At 51.9% G+C, this 16,288-nt stretch carries 17 protein-coding genes; 8 read left to right on the top strand and 9 right to left on the bottom strand.

Features of this window, described 5'->3' with window-relative positions; genetic code table 11:
* The first annotated feature begins 34 nt into the window (after window positions 1-34).
* A complete protein-coding gene (locus LIX15_RS23090; protein ID WP_227777143.1) occupies window positions 35-979 on the top strand; it encodes a ring-cleaving dioxygenase in 945 nt (314 codons plus the stop codon).
* Window positions 980-1,129: 150 nt separating this feature from the next.
* Here the strand turns inward: LIX15_RS23090 and LIX15_RS23085 are convergent, their stop codons facing one another.
* The gene (locus tag LIX15_RS23085; protein ID WP_227777142.1) at window positions 1,130-1,843 is read right to left on the bottom strand and encodes an SDR family oxidoreductase; all 714 of its coding nucleotides are present in this window, start codon (window positions 1,841-1,843) and stop codon (window positions 1,130-1,132) included.
* 83 nt (window positions 1,844-1,926) lie between these two features.
* Between LIX15_RS23085 and LIX15_RS23080 the strand changes: the two genes are divergently transcribed.
* Window positions 1,927-2,349, top strand: a complete 423-nt coding sequence (locus LIX15_RS23080; protein ID WP_227777141.1) for a CoA-binding protein — start codon at window positions 1,927-1,929, stop codon at window positions 2,347-2,349.
* A gap of 205 nt (window positions 2,350-2,554) precedes the next feature.
* On the opposite strand, the gene LIX15_RS23075 is transcribed toward LIX15_RS23080, so the two are convergent.
* Window positions 2,555-3,214 (bottom strand): thermonuclease family protein, encoded by a 660-nt coding sequence (locus LIX15_RS23075; protein WP_227777140.1) that lies wholly within the window; start codon window positions 3,212-3,214, stop codon window positions 2,555-2,557.
* 47 nt (window positions 3,215-3,261) lie between these two features.
* Between LIX15_RS23075 and LIX15_RS23070 the strand changes: the two genes are divergently transcribed.
* The gene (locus LIX15_RS23070) at window positions 3,262-3,480 is read left to right on the top strand and encodes a hypothetical protein (RefSeq protein ID WP_227777139.1); all 219 of its coding nucleotides are present in this window, start codon (window positions 3,262-3,264) and stop codon (window positions 3,478-3,480) included.
* 616 nt (window positions 3,481-4,096) lie between these two features.
* On the opposite strand, the gene LIX15_RS23065 is transcribed toward LIX15_RS23070, so the two are convergent.
* From LIX15_RS23065 to LIX15_RS32945, 3 genes are all read right to left on the bottom strand, one after another.
* On the bottom strand, window positions 4,097-4,396 hold the full coding sequence (locus tag LIX15_RS23065) for a hypothetical protein (RefSeq protein WP_227777138.1): 300 nt from the start codon (window positions 4,394-4,396) through the stop codon (window positions 4,097-4,099).
* Window positions 4,397-4,974: 578 nt separating this feature from the next.
* Complete coding sequence (locus tag LIX15_RS23060) at window positions 4,975-5,211, bottom strand: hypothetical protein (protein ID WP_227777137.1); 237 nt, start codon at window positions 5,209-5,211, stop codon at window positions 4,975-4,977.
* Between the two features lie 9 nt (window positions 5,212-5,220).
* Complete coding sequence (locus LIX15_RS32945; RefSeq protein WP_265338433.1) at window positions 5,221-5,346, bottom strand: hypothetical protein; 126 nt, start codon at window positions 5,344-5,346, stop codon at window positions 5,221-5,223.
* A 1,846-nt stretch (window positions 5,347-7,192) separates the two neighbouring features.
* Between LIX15_RS32945 and LIX15_RS23055 the strand changes: the two genes are divergently transcribed.
* A complete protein-coding gene (locus tag LIX15_RS23055) occupies window positions 7,193-7,705 on the top strand; it encodes a hypothetical protein (protein WP_227777136.1) in 513 nt (170 codons plus the stop codon).
* A 74-nt stretch (window positions 7,706-7,779) separates the two neighbouring features.
* On the opposite strand, the gene LIX15_RS23050 is transcribed toward LIX15_RS23055, so the two are convergent.
* On the bottom strand, window positions 7,780-8,925 hold the full coding sequence (locus tag LIX15_RS23050; protein WP_227777135.1) for a S8 family peptidase: 1,146 nt from the start codon (window positions 8,923-8,925) through the stop codon (window positions 7,780-7,782).
* A 590-nt stretch (window positions 8,926-9,515) separates the two neighbouring features.
* Here LIX15_RS23050 and LIX15_RS23045 point away from each other — a divergent pair.
* Window positions 9,516-11,261 (top strand): right-handed parallel beta-helix repeat-containing protein, encoded by a 1,746-nt coding sequence (locus tag LIX15_RS23045; RefSeq protein ID WP_227777134.1) that lies wholly within the window; start codon window positions 9,516-9,518, stop codon window positions 11,259-11,261.
* A 391-nt stretch (window positions 11,262-11,652) separates the two neighbouring features.
* On the opposite strand, the gene LIX15_RS33390 is transcribed toward LIX15_RS23045, so the two are convergent.
* Entirely contained in the window at window positions 11,653-12,081 is a 429-nt protein-coding gene (locus LIX15_RS33390; protein WP_227777133.1) for a PKD domain-containing protein, read from the bottom strand.
* Between the two features lie 486 nt (window positions 12,082-12,567).
* Between LIX15_RS33390 and LIX15_RS23035 the strand changes: the two genes are divergently transcribed.
* The gene (locus LIX15_RS23035; RefSeq protein ID WP_227777132.1) at window positions 12,568-13,377 is read left to right on the top strand and encodes a TrmB family transcriptional regulator; all 810 of its coding nucleotides are present in this window, start codon (window positions 12,568-12,570) and stop codon (window positions 13,375-13,377) included.
* A 5-nt stretch (window positions 13,378-13,382) separates the two neighbouring features.
* Here LIX15_RS23035 and sugE read toward each other — a convergent pair whose 3' ends face one another.
* Window positions 13,383-13,703, bottom strand: coding sequence for a quaternary ammonium compound efflux SMR transporter SugE (gene sugE / locus LIX15_RS23030; RefSeq protein WP_227777131.1), 321 nt, complete (start codon window positions 13,701-13,703; stop codon window positions 13,383-13,385).
* A 178-nt stretch (window positions 13,704-13,881) separates the two neighbouring features.
* On the opposite strand from sugE, the gene LIX15_RS23025 reads away from it, so the two are divergent.
* Window positions 13,882-14,373 carry an MOSC domain-containing protein gene (locus LIX15_RS23025; RefSeq protein ID WP_227777130.1) on the top strand — a complete coding sequence of 164 codons (492 nt, stop codon included), beginning with the start codon at window positions 13,882-13,884 and terminating at the stop codon, window positions 14,371-14,373.
* A gap of 114 nt (window positions 14,374-14,487) precedes the next feature.
* Here the strand turns inward: LIX15_RS23025 and LIX15_RS23020 are convergent, their stop codons facing one another.
* Entirely contained in the window at window positions 14,488-15,672 is a 1,185-nt protein-coding gene (locus LIX15_RS23020) for a trans-sulfuration enzyme family protein (protein WP_227777129.1), read from the bottom strand.
* Between the two features lie 224 nt (window positions 15,673-15,896).
* On the opposite strand from LIX15_RS23020, the gene LIX15_RS23015 reads away from it, so the two are divergent.
* Window positions 15,897-16,217 (top strand): antibiotic biosynthesis monooxygenase family protein, encoded by a 321-nt coding sequence (locus tag LIX15_RS23015; RefSeq protein ID WP_227777128.1) that lies wholly within the window; start codon window positions 15,897-15,899, stop codon window positions 16,215-16,217.
* Window positions 16,218-16,288: the final 71 nt, after the last annotated feature.

The following is a 16,288-nucleotide window of genomic DNA, read 5'->3' as shown; positions in this document are numbered from 1 at the left end:
CGTTTTACGACAGCACACGAACTACCACCTATCCATGCTCACAGATACGCCCGGAATTCATCATATCACAGGCATCGTTCGTAACGCACAGGAGAATCTCACCTTCTACAGAGACGTGCTTGGTCTCCGTTTCATCAAGCAAACGGTGAACTTCAACGAGAAGTTTACGCGCCATCTGTTCTACGGTGACGAAACCGGGTCACCCGGCACTGCGTTAACGTTCTTTCCGTATCCAGCTGAAGACGATGGACGCCTCGGAAAGCCACAAATTAGTACCGCTGCACTGGCGATTCCACCGAATTCGGTATCCTACTGGCACGACCGACTCACAGCACACGATGCCCCCGTCGAGGGGCCGTCCGAACGATTCAACGAGACGGTCCTTCGATTTTCAGACCCGGACGGGACGAACTTGGAACTGGTCACCAGCGAGTCATCCGTAGAACCGTGGGCAGATGAGACAGTCCCACCACAACACACCATTCGGGGTATTTACGGCGTGACACTGCTCTCGGCGAGCGTCTACGCTACCGCAAGCGTTCTCGACACGCTTGGGTTCGAACTTATTGAGCAAGAGGACGACCGGGTCCGGTATCGGGCACCGGGTGACCGTGCAACGGTCGTCGACCTTCTTAACCAAGACGCCGAATTCGGCCGCGAAGGTGCAGGCTCGATTCATCACGTCGCTGTGCGTGTCCCGGATGAGGATCAACTCTATGAGTGGCACGACCTCTTTCGGGAGCGTGGATACGACGTTTCACGGGTGAAGGATCGCCATTTCTTCCACTCGCTGTATGTCCGTGAGCCTGGTGGGATCCTGTTCGAACTCGCAACGGAACAGCCGGGACTCACAGCCGATGCCGATCTCGACACACTCGGGCAGTCGCTGTTTCTCCCTCCGTGGCTCGAAGAAGACCGCGAGATGATTGAAAGTCAACTCCAGCCACTCGATTTGTCTCCTGTTTCGGAGACAAAGTGAGGGAACACCGATCTTCCGTGGGTGTCGCAATGAGGAATCATATGTTGCTGCTCGGATTCTTGAACCGGTGCGCGTGTTTGAATAGCCCGATGATGTCGTCACCAGTCGGCGTGATGAGGATTTGGGACACGCGATTAACGACGACGAAATTCAGACATCACCATACACGGGGACAGCAGCCCCGCTCGTGACACTCGCAGCATCACTGCAAAGAAACAAGATCATTTTAGCAATTTCGCCCGGTGTTGGCCAGTCGTCGTGGTTTGCATCCGGTAGCATCTCCCGATTTGCCGGTGTATTAATGATACTGGGCATGATTGCGTTCGCACGGATGCTTCCACGATTTTCCTCCGCAATCGTTTCTGTCAGGAGACGGATGCCGGCCTTCGCTGCCCGATACGGACCATCTCCTTCACCACCTTCTAGCGAGGAACGGGCACTCACGCTTACGAGATTCCCGTTAGAGTCACGCAAATAGGGGACAGCATGCTTCGAGGCCAGAAACATAGACTTGAGATTAACGTCCATAAGAAAGTCGAACTCGTCGACCCCGGTCTGATCGAGCGGGGTTCCACCTCGCCACGACCCGATGAGCGTACAGAGTGCATCAAACCGACCGTGATCGTCGATAACCGAATTTACGACCCTCTGAACCTCGTCTTCATCCGTGAAGTTACCACTATAGAAGTGAACGTGATCAGTATCGAGGAGTGCGGCAGCATCGTCCTCTTCCGGGGGATGGCGAGCACTCATACAGACGGTTGCACCAGCATCATGGAATGCTTTGACAGTCGCCGTACCAAGCGAGCCACTTGCTCCCGTCACGAGAATAACTTGGTCAGTAAAGTCGAATTGTGTCAACATCAGCTCAGGCTACACGACTGCGCCGAATAAAGTGAGGCGGTCTCGGGCGACACACTGATTTCCCGACATCCAGTAGTCTGCGTATGCCAGTCGAGGACAATGACGGCCTTCGGCAGATTCTTGAATACAATCGTGTTGCAGTTGTCGGCGCGTCGACGTCGTACGAGAAAGCCGCGCACATCGTCCCGGCGTATCTCCAGCGCCACGGGTACGAAATAATACCAGTGAATCCGACCGCAGACCATATTTTCGACGAGCGAGCGTACGATTCACTCGCCGACGTCGAGGAGACCATTGATACTGTCGAGATTTTCCGTCCGAGCGAAGAAATCCCAGGGATCGTCGAGCAGGCACTGGCTCGCGATGACGTGAAAGCGATCTGGATGCAGCTTGGAATTCGGAACGATGAGGTTGCACGAAAGGCGGAAGCAGCTGGACTGGACGTCGTGCAAGACCACTGTATGAAGGTTGAGCACGGTCAACTCATTCGTCATCCGATGGATTAATCAGAGATATGTGTCATATCTCGTCAGCAACTATGGAGATTCGATTGAATATCTGCTCTCCTTTCTTAGGTGATCGATCTCCTACCGCCCAAAATAGAGACGGAAGTGCACAACTTCGCTACGCTTGTCAAAATCTCTTAGTTCTGCTTAGTGCAACAGGCGGTAGTGAGTATTCGATGCAGAGTATATGGTCGAATGAGAGGGGTTAGGCTGTTGTCGTAGTTATGTTCCACAGGCCGTAGCCACCGTGCTTGGCCTCCTGCTGTTTTCGCTCAAACTCCGCTCGCTTGCTGAACTGGCCGTCTGCCACCCGTGCGTATCCAGTCCGGAGTAGTTGGGTGTTGTAGAGCCAATTGCCGGTATAGACATACGCCTGTAGGTGGCCGTCACTGTCCTTCGCGACCTTTGGATCAGTGACGACAGTCACAACGCTGTAGTCTAACTGTGATTTGGTCGTCTGCATCGCCCGTTTGTGGATCGTTCCATTCTTCGGGACGCGCACGCCGATCAAATCGACGGTCTGGGTCTTACCGTTGCGTTCGATTTTGACGGTCGTCGGATCGACGATTTTCGTCACCCGCGCTTCAAAGCGCTGGCTCCCCGTGGGTGTCTCGACTCGTGCGGTGGTCTGTGTTGGCACTGTCGTTGCTTGAGTTGCCGTGCTGGTCGTCTGTGTCAGTGCTGTCGTGCGGGTGGTACTGGTCGTCATCGGCGCTGTGGTCGTTGCTGGAGCTTCTGTCTGTGTCTGTGGCCTGGTGGTCGTGGTTGTAGTGTCGTTGCTACTGTCACCGAAGGCAAGCCCACCGAGACAGCCCGCACAGACGATGAGCAGGGCAAGGCCGAGAATGGGGAGGGAGCGATGCATACTGGAGGTCGTCTCTGTATTTAGTTCAACGTTGGGGGTGGCGAACAATGTTCGACGGCGAGCGACTGGAAGTGTGCCGAACGCTCCGCCGACCGGTCAGCATCGCGTCGAATGAACCGCTCCTGCTATCGCGGGTGGGACAGTCAGGCTACAATAGCCGATGGACAGCCCGTTTTCCCAGTGGAGGACACCAGATTTCCGGAGTAATCTGGACGTATTCAGTCGCACTCGTGCTTCTCCCCTCCATCTTGGTTCGCTCCGGGTGACAGTCCCTTGTGGAACGTGCTGGGCTGACAGTCCAGCGCTGTTCCCAGGGCCTTCCTCGAAATGGGAAATCTGCATCCACTGCGCCCTGATATATGGATAACTGACTTATATTTCTCCCATTCATATTAATATATTAACAAAACCATGCCTGTGGTACAATAATTCCAACCGATATAATGGATTGAAGAATTATTCCAGATACTAATAGACTCACGCCCCATATCCCATCAGCTGCGTCGGTTGCCAGAGCCTTTCGGAAGGAAGGTGAGGACCCTCCATATGCTGACGATGATATGTTCCGCATCTGACTGGGTCCCAAGAGTACAGCCCGTGCTAATACCCATGCTCCGACTAATTCCATTATTAGTGCTGGTAGTATATTTGGAATCGGGCCACAAAGAATTATATCTAGAATAAATAATAAAAACGGAATAAGCAAACCAAGGAATCCATAATATTTGGTTGCCCGTTCAAAATGGTGGAGGAAGTCTCTCTCTGCATATAGGATCCGTCTCTCAGTATCAGACCCTGTATTTTCGTTTGGCCTCTCATTACTTGGAGAAAAAATCCCCCATATAAGAGAACGGCCTATTGGATTTGTGATCTTGCTAATATTTAGTTGGGGTGCCCATTTCCTTCTTGGCCTCCATCAGGTCTGTAGTCTTTTTTAATGTCAAATTTGGGTGGAATTTTCTGAGCTACTACCATTCCATCAAATTCATCGCATTCATTCAATCTTTCCGTAATTTTTGTCAAGTCTATATCAACAGAAATTCTATTGTTATAAACACTAGAATCTGAAACAGAAACTTCTGTGTCTTGGAGAGCATGATTCATGACTTCTTCAACTTCTTCGGATAACTCTTCATTATGTTCTTTTTCTCTTCGAAATATATCCGCAATTCGGCTTTTCATAGAATAATACAATAGACGGCTAAAAATGAGCTTTCTGATTGGTGTCTACAAGATAGTTTTGCAAGCTTAGCAGCGTTTAGTTAATAGCTATCTTTATTGGTGCCCTGCCCGACGGACAGTTGGTTCTACTGTGCGTGATGGTTCTTACTTAGTGCATTGTGCCGTCGACGTCGCAGCTAGAGCTAGAGTCTTGGTGTGCTGGTCGCCAGATCTGACAGTCCCCCGTCGCGTGGTGGCCGGTGCAGACACCCGGCTGTGTCGCTCGTGGACAGTCCCACATGCTGACGGTGCTGCCCACTGTCGTCGCTGTTATTCTCGTGTGGTGTGCTCACTGAAACTGTGGTGTGTTACCCACGCTGGCACCCCACTGGTGCGCTTAAGCTGGCACCCAGATTAGGCCGCCATACCGGCACCCAGATGGAGCGTGCTGGTGTTGGCACCCGGCCATGCCTCAGGCTGTGAGTAGAGATGTGTCGCTCGTCGGCACCCCTCTGTTCGGGTGCAGAGGTGGCACCCCACACTAGACGCACAGCGTTCTGTCGGGCCTGTTCCGGCCAGAAGTGGACTGTCCGGCGTTGTCATGCCCAGTGACTGTCCTGTATGGTCGTGCTACGTTCTTTCTCGTGGTCATCACTCTGTCTCGGGGTGCTGCTGCTCGCGATGTTTCTCAGGAATTCCGGTGTGGTTGCACTCTCACTGTCGGCTGTCTCGTCGCTCTCCGTGCTGTTCAGGCCGTGACTCACTGCCTCTCGCCTGCCGCGGTTGCTACGGTCTTCGTGCTGTCCTGGACGCCAGCGCTCTCGGTCCCTGTTCACCGCTGCTCCTCAATTTGCCTTCGTCCTCTCTGTTGTCGTCCTGTCTTCAGTCGGTGCACTCCGTTGCTTGCTCTGCTGGTCGCGCTGCTGGACTGTCCCCTTTCTGTTTCTCTCTGTTTCTTCTGGGTCCGGCATGGCCTGACTGTCCCACGGCCTCACTCTGCTCTTTTTCACCTCGTGTTCTCGGGTGGACTGTCCCCTCTGTTCGCTCGCTGCTGACGGCTGTTCGCTCGTCGGGTTCTCGTCTGTTCTGTGCCTGCTGGGGTGCCCCTGTTCACGTCATATTCTCCAGCATCACTTTCGTGATAAGTTGGGGTGCCCTTCGCTGCTGTCGCACTCGTCATTTTCTCTATTGCGCCGCCAGAATTTCCCACTCTTCTCGGGGGCGTCCTTGCCCCGCGTTGTGTCGCGCACTCTCATTTCCATTTTCTGATAGAACTGTGGGACAGCCCCATGGCGTTATTTTTTGGTGTCTTTCACTGCTCCATGCACAGCAATCGGTGTTTCTTAGTTCAATTGAATTCAACCAGAATATTATTGTTGGTGAAGTTCATTAGCCTTGCATGTAGTTGATTATGCCATCTGATACATCCGTCACCCTGCCCCCCGCAGAAGCCGATGAGATTCAAGAGAAATTAGATCGTGGCAATGAGCATCGCCGCAACATCCTGAGCGCGCTCGCTAGCGCTGACAGCAACGCGCTCAACACGTCACAAATCCGAGAACGTGCTGACGCCCCCAGCGGCAGCATGAACCACTACCATGACAGGGCTAATTTCCCCCTCTAGTATTCGCTTCTCACGGTTTGATACCAATTTGATACCAAATTTGAGACCATATCGAAAGCGGACACCCCCCGTTGCAACACTCCTTGAGATTCAGCGGGTACTGTGACAAGAAGAACTGGAAGAGAAGATAAGTAGCGCGTTCGAAGGTTAGTATGATATCCTAACTCAGTCGCGACGATTCATCACACGGGAGGTGGTCCCCGAACCGGTACACGGGTTCATCGCAGAAAGGGCACGCACGCGTCGTCTCACAATCACATGCGCCACGTCGGTGATACCGAACTATCCCCTTTGACCGTTCGACTCTATCGGCAATCTCACCTGTTGAAAAGCCGTCGTCAGAAAGTTGTCGAATCCGCTGACACACACTTGCCGCGTGGTTGGCGGTAGCCATACCATCGGTAGCAGACGGTGGCTCAAGAAAGTTAGCATGCTATACTAGCCTCCGTTGTCACCCATTCTCATCCACTTTCGCTTAGAAAACAATGGAGTAGTGAACACACCGAATGTCCGATGAATCCAGAAACCGACCCCGACGTCATCGCCATGTTTATACAGATGTCAAATGAACTCGACAGTTTTGAAAGTGGCCAATCTCTCTAAAAGCCGATAGAAAGCTAGTATACTATACTAACCTCCGTCTGCCGGTGTTTTATGCTCTATCCGTGAGAATCCCCGCGTGTCCGTCGGAAACGGCGGACGAAAGAAATGCAGGACGGCACACCACCCACTGGTGTTTCCGTCGCGCTCATCACCGCTGGGGCGACGATCATTGCCAGTCAGCAATAAGCTGGCTGGATACTCGTCGCTGTTGGCGTGTGGTTTGCGCGAAGGAAACGGGGTGAGTGACACGCTTCCACCCACATCACTCACCCCCAACGTCACACTTTTCTTGTTACCGCCGTCGAGCAGTGCGACGCTCGACAGTAGACGTTTGCACGCGAATGCACATCAGTTTTTCCCGTCTTCATGCATGCGCATAGATCCGAATGCGGAAGCCATGCATCCACGGTACCGCTGGGTGTGTGAAGCTGACTACCGGACAGTCATCTAACAACGTCCCGGAAATTATTAATATTCCCATTACATATTGGAATATTATGGATGATAAATTCCTAATTAAATAATTGAAGCGGTTGTACGATGAATGCGACAAACAGCAGGAACGTGGGTCATTTGCGGGTGCCGATTCCATGGCTGAGCGGTTCAATAGTCTGCTCCCCGATTTTAAAGAACAGCATCCGAACAACGAAACCATCCAACAAATGGAACCCGTAGAGCTGGTTGGATCCGCCAATTTCAATCCACGTTCAATGGGGCGGGCGCCTAAACTGCTCCAAACAATTAAAATGAATACTCTCACTCTGGCTGATGCGCTCAATATAGATACAGGAGAGTTTGAGGAAGCAGGGAATAGTGGAATGCAAGTCATCAATATCTCACAGCAGCAGGAAGCTAACCAGGAGGTAGATGTACAAACAACTCTGGATCTGGTGAACCATTTGGCGATGCCAGACTCGAATAAAGAGAAACTACGTGAAATCGTTCACGAATTCGAGGAAGAAGCAGAATCCGAAGATCCAGATGAGTCTCGTATACGTGGCTTGATCGGTGATGCTCGTGAATACAGCAAGGATGTTGCGCTCAAATTGGTGATGGTTGCCGGAAAACGTGGTATCGATATCCTTGACCAAGCGCAGCTCTGAAGGTTTCACGCAAGGATTTTGATACCATTGCCGGGGTGGTTCTACTTCCGCTTACGGCGAAAATGGATAGGAGCTTAGGTGCTATCGCTGGAGTCAAAGCCAAGTGCGGCGGCCACGTCCAAGAGACCTGCGCCACTTTCATTCGTGGAGAGACCAATATCCTCAGCAGTGCTTTTCAGCTGTTGTCGGGCCTCGTCGTTGGTGTAGCCGTTTGCCATGAGCTGCCCAGCGGCGCCGGAGACGTGTGGACACGCCATTGAGGTCCCTGAGAGTGTCGAGTATGTTCCTCCGACATACGTCGAATAGATGTTACTTCCTGGGGCAGCAATCTCGACTTCTGAACCCTGACTGGAGAACGACGAGAGGCCGTCATTTTTATTCGCTGAGCTAACGGCCATAACTGATGAGTTTGCAGCCGGATAGCCAACGCAGTCAGTACATGGCCCGGAATTACCTGCTGCCGCAACAAGTAGAACACCCTTGTTCTGTGCGTACTGACACGCGTCTTTGAGCGTCTGGGAACTAGAATCAGAACCGAGGCTCAGACTGCCGACATCCCACCCTTGGTCAGCCGTGTATTCGATCCCTGCAGCGACATCAGAAGTCGTCCCAGATCCAGCGGCGGTGAGCACTTTGACTGCGTGGAGTGTCGCCTCCGTGGAGATGCCGACGACTCCTTGACTGTTGTTTACTGCATCTGCAATCCCTGCACAATGCGTACCGTGCCCATGATCATCTTGCCACGCTGGATACCCTCCTGTCGTCACGAAAGATTGACCGGTGCCAAGGTTTGCCTGCAGATCGGGATGAGTGCTATCGATACCAGTATCAATGATGGCGATGTCGGCACCGCTGCCCGTCTCACCGTTAGAATGAGCGACTTCTGCGTCAACTCTGTCAACACCCCATGGGAGTGTCTGTGCGAGTGCCTTGACTGTTCCATTCTCTTCAACGTAGCGGAGGTCATCGCGTTGTTGGAGCCCTGTTACTGCTTGTTTTTGGGCGCGAATTGTGAGTGCGTCAAACTTAAACTCACGAACAACGTCGCTGGCTGCGTTCTGTGCAGCTTGCCGGCCCGCTTGTGACTTGTAGCCGATATTTACTTCGACAGTCTCGTCTAGTTTCGCCGTTGCAAACCCTCCTATGCTGAGTGCTGAAAGGGAACTGCCGGCTCCTTTGAGTATGTTCCGTCTCGAAACACCATTAACTTTCCTGAGCATCCATATCTTAGGATTAGCTACTAGATTAAGAAGTTATTTCATCAACTGCTGGTATTAAAGCGTATAATATTGTTTTTGCTAATGGTTTTTTGGATGTCAATCCACTGCGTAAGAACCACAGCTACGTTATCAACTCCCCCTAGTGTGTACGACATTTTCTGTTTCCGCATCTCGGTCTCGGTGATGGGTGGCCTTATTCTCATTCTCGAGGAGGGAGATCGATTCCAGATACATTGATGAGAGAGCCCCCTGATTCTCTCCTAAAGAACGTCTTCTAAGTGGATATTGACACCCACGTTACAGGGGCTGTATTATCTTATCCTGCCAGAGCGCCGGAGGCGCGACGGCAGGGCAGTGGCGGTCGCGGGCAGCAATAACAACAATTACCTCTCTGACTGTCTGTTAGCCAATCCTCTATATGAATTTTCTGACACTAATTCGCTTATGCCAGAATGTCGTGGTTATCGGTATTATCGTGACGGCAAGGTGGGGTAAATATCAATAAATAACAACTTAACACAAGCTTAGAATAGTTTTGTAGATTTTGTAACAGGAACTATTTTACACCAATATTAGAATAATAAATATGCATGACGGCAGACAACGGTAAAGATAAAACAGATGAACAGAATGAGAATCTAAGCGCGGACATGGGGATTTCTCGCCGGATGTTACTCGGTGCTCTCGGCGTAGGTAGCTTGCTTACCGCTTCGATGCCTGCGTCCGCTCAGGAGGTAGAATCAGAATCGGACTTGTGGACGCAGTTCTACTCTGGTCAGCTGACTGAAAGGCCAGATGCGGGAGTCGATGGCCGGTACTACCACGCCTATGACACTGGAGATTTATTCCTTGATGACGGTGACTCATGGTCACTAATCGATTTCGGTGTGAACTCGATATATACAGACGAACTAAACAATGTCCAGCACGCCGACCCCGAAGACGATTGTCCGGGGATTCAGGCCGCCATCGACGCACTCCCAAGCAGTGGTGGGAAGGTTGTGTTGGAAGAGGGTGTGTATGAGGTATTAGATGGGACGGCGGGGGACCCTGCGATATATCTAAATAAGGACAACATCACTCTCGAAGGTCAAGGGAAGTCCACTGTCATTTACCTCCCTGATGGAATAACAGACTCTGACAAAGGGAAGGCGATTATAGACATTGGGAAGAAGGCGATCATGGATAACCCCAATGTGGTTCATGGGTGTCATCTCACGAACTTCATGGTTGATGGCAATATGCAGAATCAGAGTCCCGATCAGATATCCGACCTCTCCGATATGCACAATATCGAAGCTATCGGGACGGACCACAAGTTCTCGAACCTCTGGTCGTTCAACGCAACGGGTGACGGACTTGAGCTAACCAGTAAACAAGACCCGTCTGTCACGCACAACATCGAAGTTGTCAATTGCCATTTCCAAGACAGTAACGAGCATAATATCCACATTCACGGGGCTCAGAACGTTACAATATCGAATTGCATCCTTGACGGTGAGAGACAAGCGACGAATATTAGCACATTCACCAACAAAACCGACATCCGAGATATCACAATTGACGGATGTCAGATCATCAACGGTAGCCATCGGGGCATCGAAATCCGCGCCGACCAAGACCAAACAGTTGATGGCACACAGTTCCGCTCTCGTCGATTCTCCGTGTCTGATTGTTTGATCGCAGATAATGGAGGTGCAGGGGTGTTCATCGACGGGAGATTCTCCGAAGATGTTTCAGTGAAAGACTGCGCTATTGTTGGAAATGGGGTGGCTGACGGGGAATCAAACGTTATTATCAATGGAGCGAGTGTTGTCGAGTTTGCCAATTGTTCGGTAAAAAAAGGATACAATTCGGGGATTGAACTTCGGACGAATTTCGACTCGCTGACCGACGTGTACCTCCACGACAATCTCATCAAGAACAACAATCAGAGAGATGGTAACTTTCATTCTGGTGTGTTCATCCCCATCGACGGGAAGTCCTTGAAGCGACTCCGCCTCTGCGACAATAATATTGTCTCCGCTTCAGATTCCCCCAAGCATCAGCGAGGTGTGTTTGTGACAGAATCTACAGCGGGGACTTACACGGATGTGGAAATTCGGGGTAATTACATCAAGGGTGTTGGCGGGGAGGAGTGGTATGACGCCCATCTAGTCGCGGACTACATCTACGACAACACTCCAGAGAGCCCTGTGGACGTGCGAGGGCTCAAAGCCGAAGCAGGAAACGAAGCCTATCACGATGGAACCAACTCAAACACGGTCGGTCCTGCGTTCTACGATGGGAGCGCATCGGCGTGGGTGTCTCTCGTTGATGGGACGACGATCAGCTAATCGATCAATACTGACGAAGTAACTAACAGCCTTTTTGTGCTCCCAGACGCGTAGCGTGCCGCGCGCTGGCTGGATTGCGGTCGCGGTCGGCGGGAATTGCTCATATTACAGTAGTACTGAATTGGTAGACTTTCCACTTTCAGACGAGAGTATCAATGAGAACCACATGGCGATTATCGATGATCGCATGGCGATGATTCAAGATATGGCGATCTAACCGCGATTGCGAGCACTGTGATTCTTGCCGCAATTCGTCGTGAAGCCTCGAAAACGCAATATTGTAATCAAATGCCGGTTCCTTGCTTTTGCCGTCTGGTGTCGTCAGTGGCCGGTAGCGGCATGATTTTACCGACGGATATAGAGCGTGAATGTAGCAGTTATAAAACGAGACTTACTCCTCTGGGCACGGACCTTCTGTGTCCCCATGCGCCAGATGTTGATCCAGAGTTGTCGATGGAACTTCTATTGTTCTTCCCCTGTGGCAGACTTCGACCCTGTTCTGGCCCGGGGCATCACCACTTCGGCCCGGTGTGACCGTTACTGTACCGAGGACTTTTTCGACACGAATCTCCCGACCCAAAGCACGACCAACAACAGTATACGTACCAGGTGAACTGTAGGAGTGGGTGAAAGTTGCACTATCTCCACCTGCTCCGTCTATGGTTCCGTCACCCCATATAATTTCAACACGAATAGTATCTGGGTGGGGATAGTTGATAGTCCCTGTAACGGTCTCCCCAACCTGAACTTCAGTTGGAGAAACCGAGCCCGTTATCGATTGTGCTGAAGTAGTTCCAGTTGCTGCAGTTAGTCCGACCACTCCTGCACTGGCTCCACCGAGTGTTCTGAGTACTTTTCGCCGTGAGAGTCATTCTTGGTTGCTCATTCTCCCTTTCCCAATGCTATACGACAACGTTCCACATCTTAACGATGATTGCTGATTTCCAGCTACCACCACTGCACTCCGACGTTTTCGAGCGATTCGGTGCCGATCCTTTATATGCTATAGAGATAAACTGGGTAAGCAACCCTGAGAAAACGCTAAAACCGCGCTCCTACTCCCCCATATGAAAGATCCGCACCACGTACTCCGCACAGATCGATTCGGGGGTCCCGGGGGTACTCTACTTCCTATTATAGAATATTAGGAAGTACACCACACACCACTACTTCCAGTGTAATTCCCCGATAGAACCGCTCTATCTGCCAGAATCAGCCACCCAGCTGTTGATAAATTATATGCCGCGATATCAAAATCCGGCCCATAATATCAGAGTTTATCACATCGTAGAATCGAGAACAGGATATGACTTCACTTCGTGATCTCGGACTCTCAAGTTATGAGGAAAAAGCATATCGAGGGCTGTTGACGCTCAGATCTGGTACCGCAGAAGAAGTCTCAGAGGCAAGTGAGGTCCCGATGGGCCGGATTTATGACGTTCTTTCCAGTCTTGAGTCACAGAACGTTATCCGTCGGCAACCAGACCGCCACCCACGAACATACGTTGCTGTCGAACCTGACCGCACTGTTGACCGCTTGCTCACGGCTCGTCGCCGTGATCTTCACCGACAACAAACGCAGTACGAAACGGTCGCAGCAGAAGTTCTTACCGAATTGGAAACCATCGCTCCGGTAGAAGGTCATTTCTGGCCTGCGACCGTTGGTCAGGATGAAATTGCAGAGCTATTGGCTGATCGATTGGATGCCGCTACCAATAGCCTCATAATCACCGCAACCACGACCGCTGGTGGACTCTTCGGCTTCGAGGAAGTATATACACAGACGATTGACCGCCTCGCCGATACGCTCGAACGTGGTGTCAGCGTTCGGTTTCTATTTACGAACCAACTTGCTGAGGAAATGCCTCCCTCACTCGTTGCAGAACTAGACCAGCTGCTCAATGCGCACGAAAACTTTGAGCTTCGGACGACCACCACGCTTTACAATACCTATGATGCTATAGATATGGAAAATATCTGTGTATACGTCGCGAATCCATTTGACCAAAATTCGATTCTTGGGACGGTCCAAGTGACCAATGAGAACATCGTCCAGTTCGTCCAGAATCAATGGCAACCCCAATGGGAAGCTGCCTCCAGTACTGAAAGTAGCTGAACTGGTCAGTGACCGCCAGTGAGTTTCAGTCCGGCAACACCAGTGATAATGAACCCAATGAAGAGAAACCGGGCCACATTTCGTGGCTCTCCGAAGAGGAGAATCCCGGCGATGGCAGTCCCAACCGCTCCGATGCCCGTCCAAACAGCATAGGACGTTCCAATCGGGAGCGTTTTGACCGCTTGTGCAAGCAGTCCCATACTGATAATCATCGCGAGAATAGTCAATACACTCGGAACAGGGCGAGTGAACCCTTCAGTGTACTCAAGACCGACCGCCCAGCCAACCTCAAAGATGGCAGCGATGAGGAGATACGTCCATGACATGGCTAAAAACTTGGAGGACAAGAGAATAATCATTGTCAATTTTATCGCATCTTGTTGTGTGTTTATTGAGAGATCCAGAATACGTCCACCAACACCAGTAAAGTGACTTGTTGCCATTTACCTGGCCAACAATACCTCCACCCGTACGCTTATATTCTTGTCAAACAGCATAGCACACATGACCGGAAGTGGCACCGTCGAACGGATTTTTACTGCACCTGAAGCCGAAGTTGAGATGGAAGAACAGACCAACGTTGAAGCAATTGCCAAGAAAGGTCTCCGAGGTGATCGCTACTTTAGCGAGATTGAAACGGGAACTTTCGTCGACTGGGAGCCAGATGAGGCACGACACGATGGATACGACCTTACGTTGATCGAGCAGGAGGCTGTTACAGCAATCGAACGTGAAGCGGGAATCGAACTCGCACCAGGAGAACACCGACGGAACATCGAGACTCGGGATGTGGCGCTCAATCATCTCGTTGGGCAACGATTCCGTATCGGTGAGGCCATCTGTCGAGGGGATCGCTTGTGTGAACCATGTAATCATCTTCAGCGCATCACTCACGATGGCGTATTGCAGGCACTCACACACCGTGGAGGACTCCGAGCGGATATTCTTGACAATGGGATAATTCGTCCCGGAGACATCATCGAACCGCTTGAGTAATCCGTACTTTTTCGGGTGAAAACGATTCGTATTCCCGCTTCACGGCTGCCACGACCAGTAGACGATCGACTCCCTTGCGGATCGGGATAGTTGAGTAGAAAAGAGAATGCGCGCCTACGGCAGCGCTGTCCGGAGGTCCTCACAAAGGTCATCGGCGTCTTCGAGGCCAACCGACACCCGGACCAGCGTCTCCGGAATTTCCGCCGTTGCCTCCCCATGGCCAATTTCGTCGGGAATCATCAATGACGGCACCTCAATCAAACTCTCTGTTCCACCAAGACTCGCCCCCGGTGTAAACACCTCGAGCCCCTCAATAAATGCTTCAAGCTCGACGAGCGTCCCGTCAAACTCGAACGATAACATCCCGCTGTACCCCGACATCTGCTCACTCGCAAGGTTGTGTTGTGGGTGACTCTCCAGCCCCGGATAATAGACACGCGCCACCCGATCGTGGCTCTCGAGGAACTGCGCAACCGCCATCGCGTTGGCCTCGTGGTGGTCCATCCGCGCCGGCAGCGTCTTCACCCCTCGCGCGACCAGATAGCAGTCAAACGGCGAGAGCATATTTCCAAGTCCGACCCGCTGCGCGAACGCTAACTGCTCAAAGGCCACTTCGTCGTTGGTGATGATAGCACCGCCGATCGAGTCGGAATGTCCGTTGAGGTACTTGGTGGTGCTGTGGACGACAATGTCGGCACCTAGCTCGAGCGGTGCTTGGAAATACGGACTCGCAAAAGTACTGTCAACTCCGAACGGGATGCCGTGATCATCGGCGATATCAGCGATCGCCTGAATGTCACACAGCCGTATCAGCGGGTTGGTCGGTGTCTCTGCCCAAATCAAGTCGGTCTCTGAATCGACTGCTGCCGCAACGTTTTCGGGGTCGCGAGCATCAACGAAGTCTACATCAACGTTAAGGTGTCCGGCAGCGAGTTCCGTGAGCAGTTTTTCGGTGCCGCTATAGATGGAGTCCGAGGAGACGAGGTGGCCACCCGGCGGGACCAGCGACAGTATCGTCGTCGAAGTAGCGGCCATCCCTGAGGCGAACGCCAATGCATGTTCGCCGCCTTCGAGGCGAGCTAATTGCTCTTCGAGGGCCGCCCGTGTCGGGTTGCTCTCACGTGAGTAGTCGTGTTCGTTGGCATTGTCCCCGCTACCCCACTCGAACGTGGTCGAGAGGTTGATTGGCGGGACGACGTCGTTCGTGTCACCTCTGTGGGGGCGCTTCTCAGACTCAGCGGCGCCGACAGCAATGGTTGCGAATCGGTTCTCGATTGACTGGTTATTGTGTTGTGTCATAGGCAATTCACCACAGGATTCACTCGGAGGGTGGTACAGGCCTTCGATATGGTTGGGTTGTCCATAAGAGTATTCTCTGAAGCACTGGATAGTTGTGGGGTTCCAGGCGAGACTGGCCAGAGACGAAAACGCGAGAAGGACGGTAGGTCAGCGAATATCCAATGGCGAAAGTGTGTGTCCACGGAAGGGAATCATCTTATCGGCGTGGGTGAGAATAAGTAGTGATGTATCTTGTTACGTTCCGCCTTGACCCGGGAGAGTACGATGAGGAGTTTCAGAAGTTGAACGACGCGATACAAGCGGCTGCTGAAGATACAGATGGATATCTCGGTAAACGCACGTGGAACGCCCCGGAAAGTGAGGAGATTCTCGTTGTGTATTACTGGGAGTCACTGGGTGCGCTCGAGTCATTTGGAGTGGATTCAGACCACAAACGGGCGAAACAGCGGTGGACTGAGTGGTACGACGCGTACGAGGTCACCGTTACAGAAGTGCTCGAAACGTACGGGAGTGGCTTCGGTGACGACGCAGACCCACCCAAATAGTAAACCGAGGCTCTGTTGGGAGCCTAAGATTGCTATCGGTTTGAATCGGTTGGCTAAACGGAAGCAACAGT

It is taken from the genome of Haladaptatus pallidirubidus (genome assembly GCF_020700235.1).
In the GTDB taxonomy this organism is placed as follows: Archaea; Halobacteriota; Halobacteria; order Halobacteriales; family Haladaptataceae; genus Haladaptatus; species Haladaptatus pallidirubidus.
Note: the sequence above shows the minus strand (reverse complement) of the source record. Positions and strands in the feature narration are given on the sequence as shown.

Coding starts and splice junctions, on each gene's coding strand:
- LIX15_RS23090 (WP_227777143.1), top strand. CDS start 35: ATGCTCACAGATACGCCCGGAATTCATCATATCACAGGCATCGTTCGT.
- LIX15_RS23085 (WP_227777142.1), bottom strand. CDS start 1,843: ATGTTGACACAATTCGACTTTACTGACCAAGTTATTCTCGTGACGGGA.
- LIX15_RS23080 (WP_227777141.1), top strand. CDS start 1,927: ATGCCAGTCGAGGACAATGACGGCCTTCGGCAGATTCTTGAATACAAT.
- LIX15_RS23075 (WP_227777140.1), bottom strand. CDS start 3,214: ATGCATCGCTCCCTCCCCATTCTCGGCCTTGCCCTGCTCATCGTCTGT.
- LIX15_RS23070 (WP_227777139.1), top strand. CDS start 3,262: ATGTTCGACGGCGAGCGACTGGAAGTGTGCCGAACGCTCCGCCGACCG.
- LIX15_RS23065 (WP_227777138.1), bottom strand. CDS start 4,396: ATGAAAAGCCGAATTGCGGATATATTTCGAAGAGAAAAAGAACATAAT.
- LIX15_RS32945 (WP_265338433.1), bottom strand. CDS start 5,346: ATGCCGGACCCAGAAGAAACAGAGAGAAACAGAAAGGGGACAGTCCAG.
- LIX15_RS23055 (WP_227777136.1), top strand. CDS start 7,193: ATGGCTGAGCGGTTCAATAGTCTGCTCCCCGATTTTAAAGAACAGCAT.
- LIX15_RS23050 (WP_227777135.1), bottom strand. CDS start 8,925: ATGCTCAGGAAAGTTAATGGTGTTTCGAGACGGAACATACTCAAAGGA.
- LIX15_RS23045 (WP_227777134.1), top strand. CDS start 9,516: ATGACGGCAGACAACGGTAAAGATAAAACAGATGAACAGAATGAGAAT.
- LIX15_RS23035 (WP_227777132.1), top strand. CDS start 12,568: ATGACTTCACTTCGTGATCTCGGACTCTCAAGTTATGAGGAAAAAGCA.
- sugE (WP_227777131.1), bottom strand. CDS start 13,703: ATGTCATGGACGTATCTCCTCATCGCTGCCATCTTTGAGGTTGGCTGG.
- LIX15_RS23025 (WP_227777130.1), top strand. CDS start 13,882: ATGACCGGAAGTGGCACCGTCGAACGGATTTTTACTGCACCTGAAGCC.
- LIX15_RS23020 (WP_227777129.1), bottom strand. CDS start 15,672: ATGACACAACACAATAACCAGTCAATCGAGAACCGATTCGCAACCATT.
- LIX15_RS23015 (WP_227777128.1), top strand. CDS start 15,897: ATGTATCTTGTTACGTTCCGCCTTGACCCGGGAGAGTACGATGAGGAG.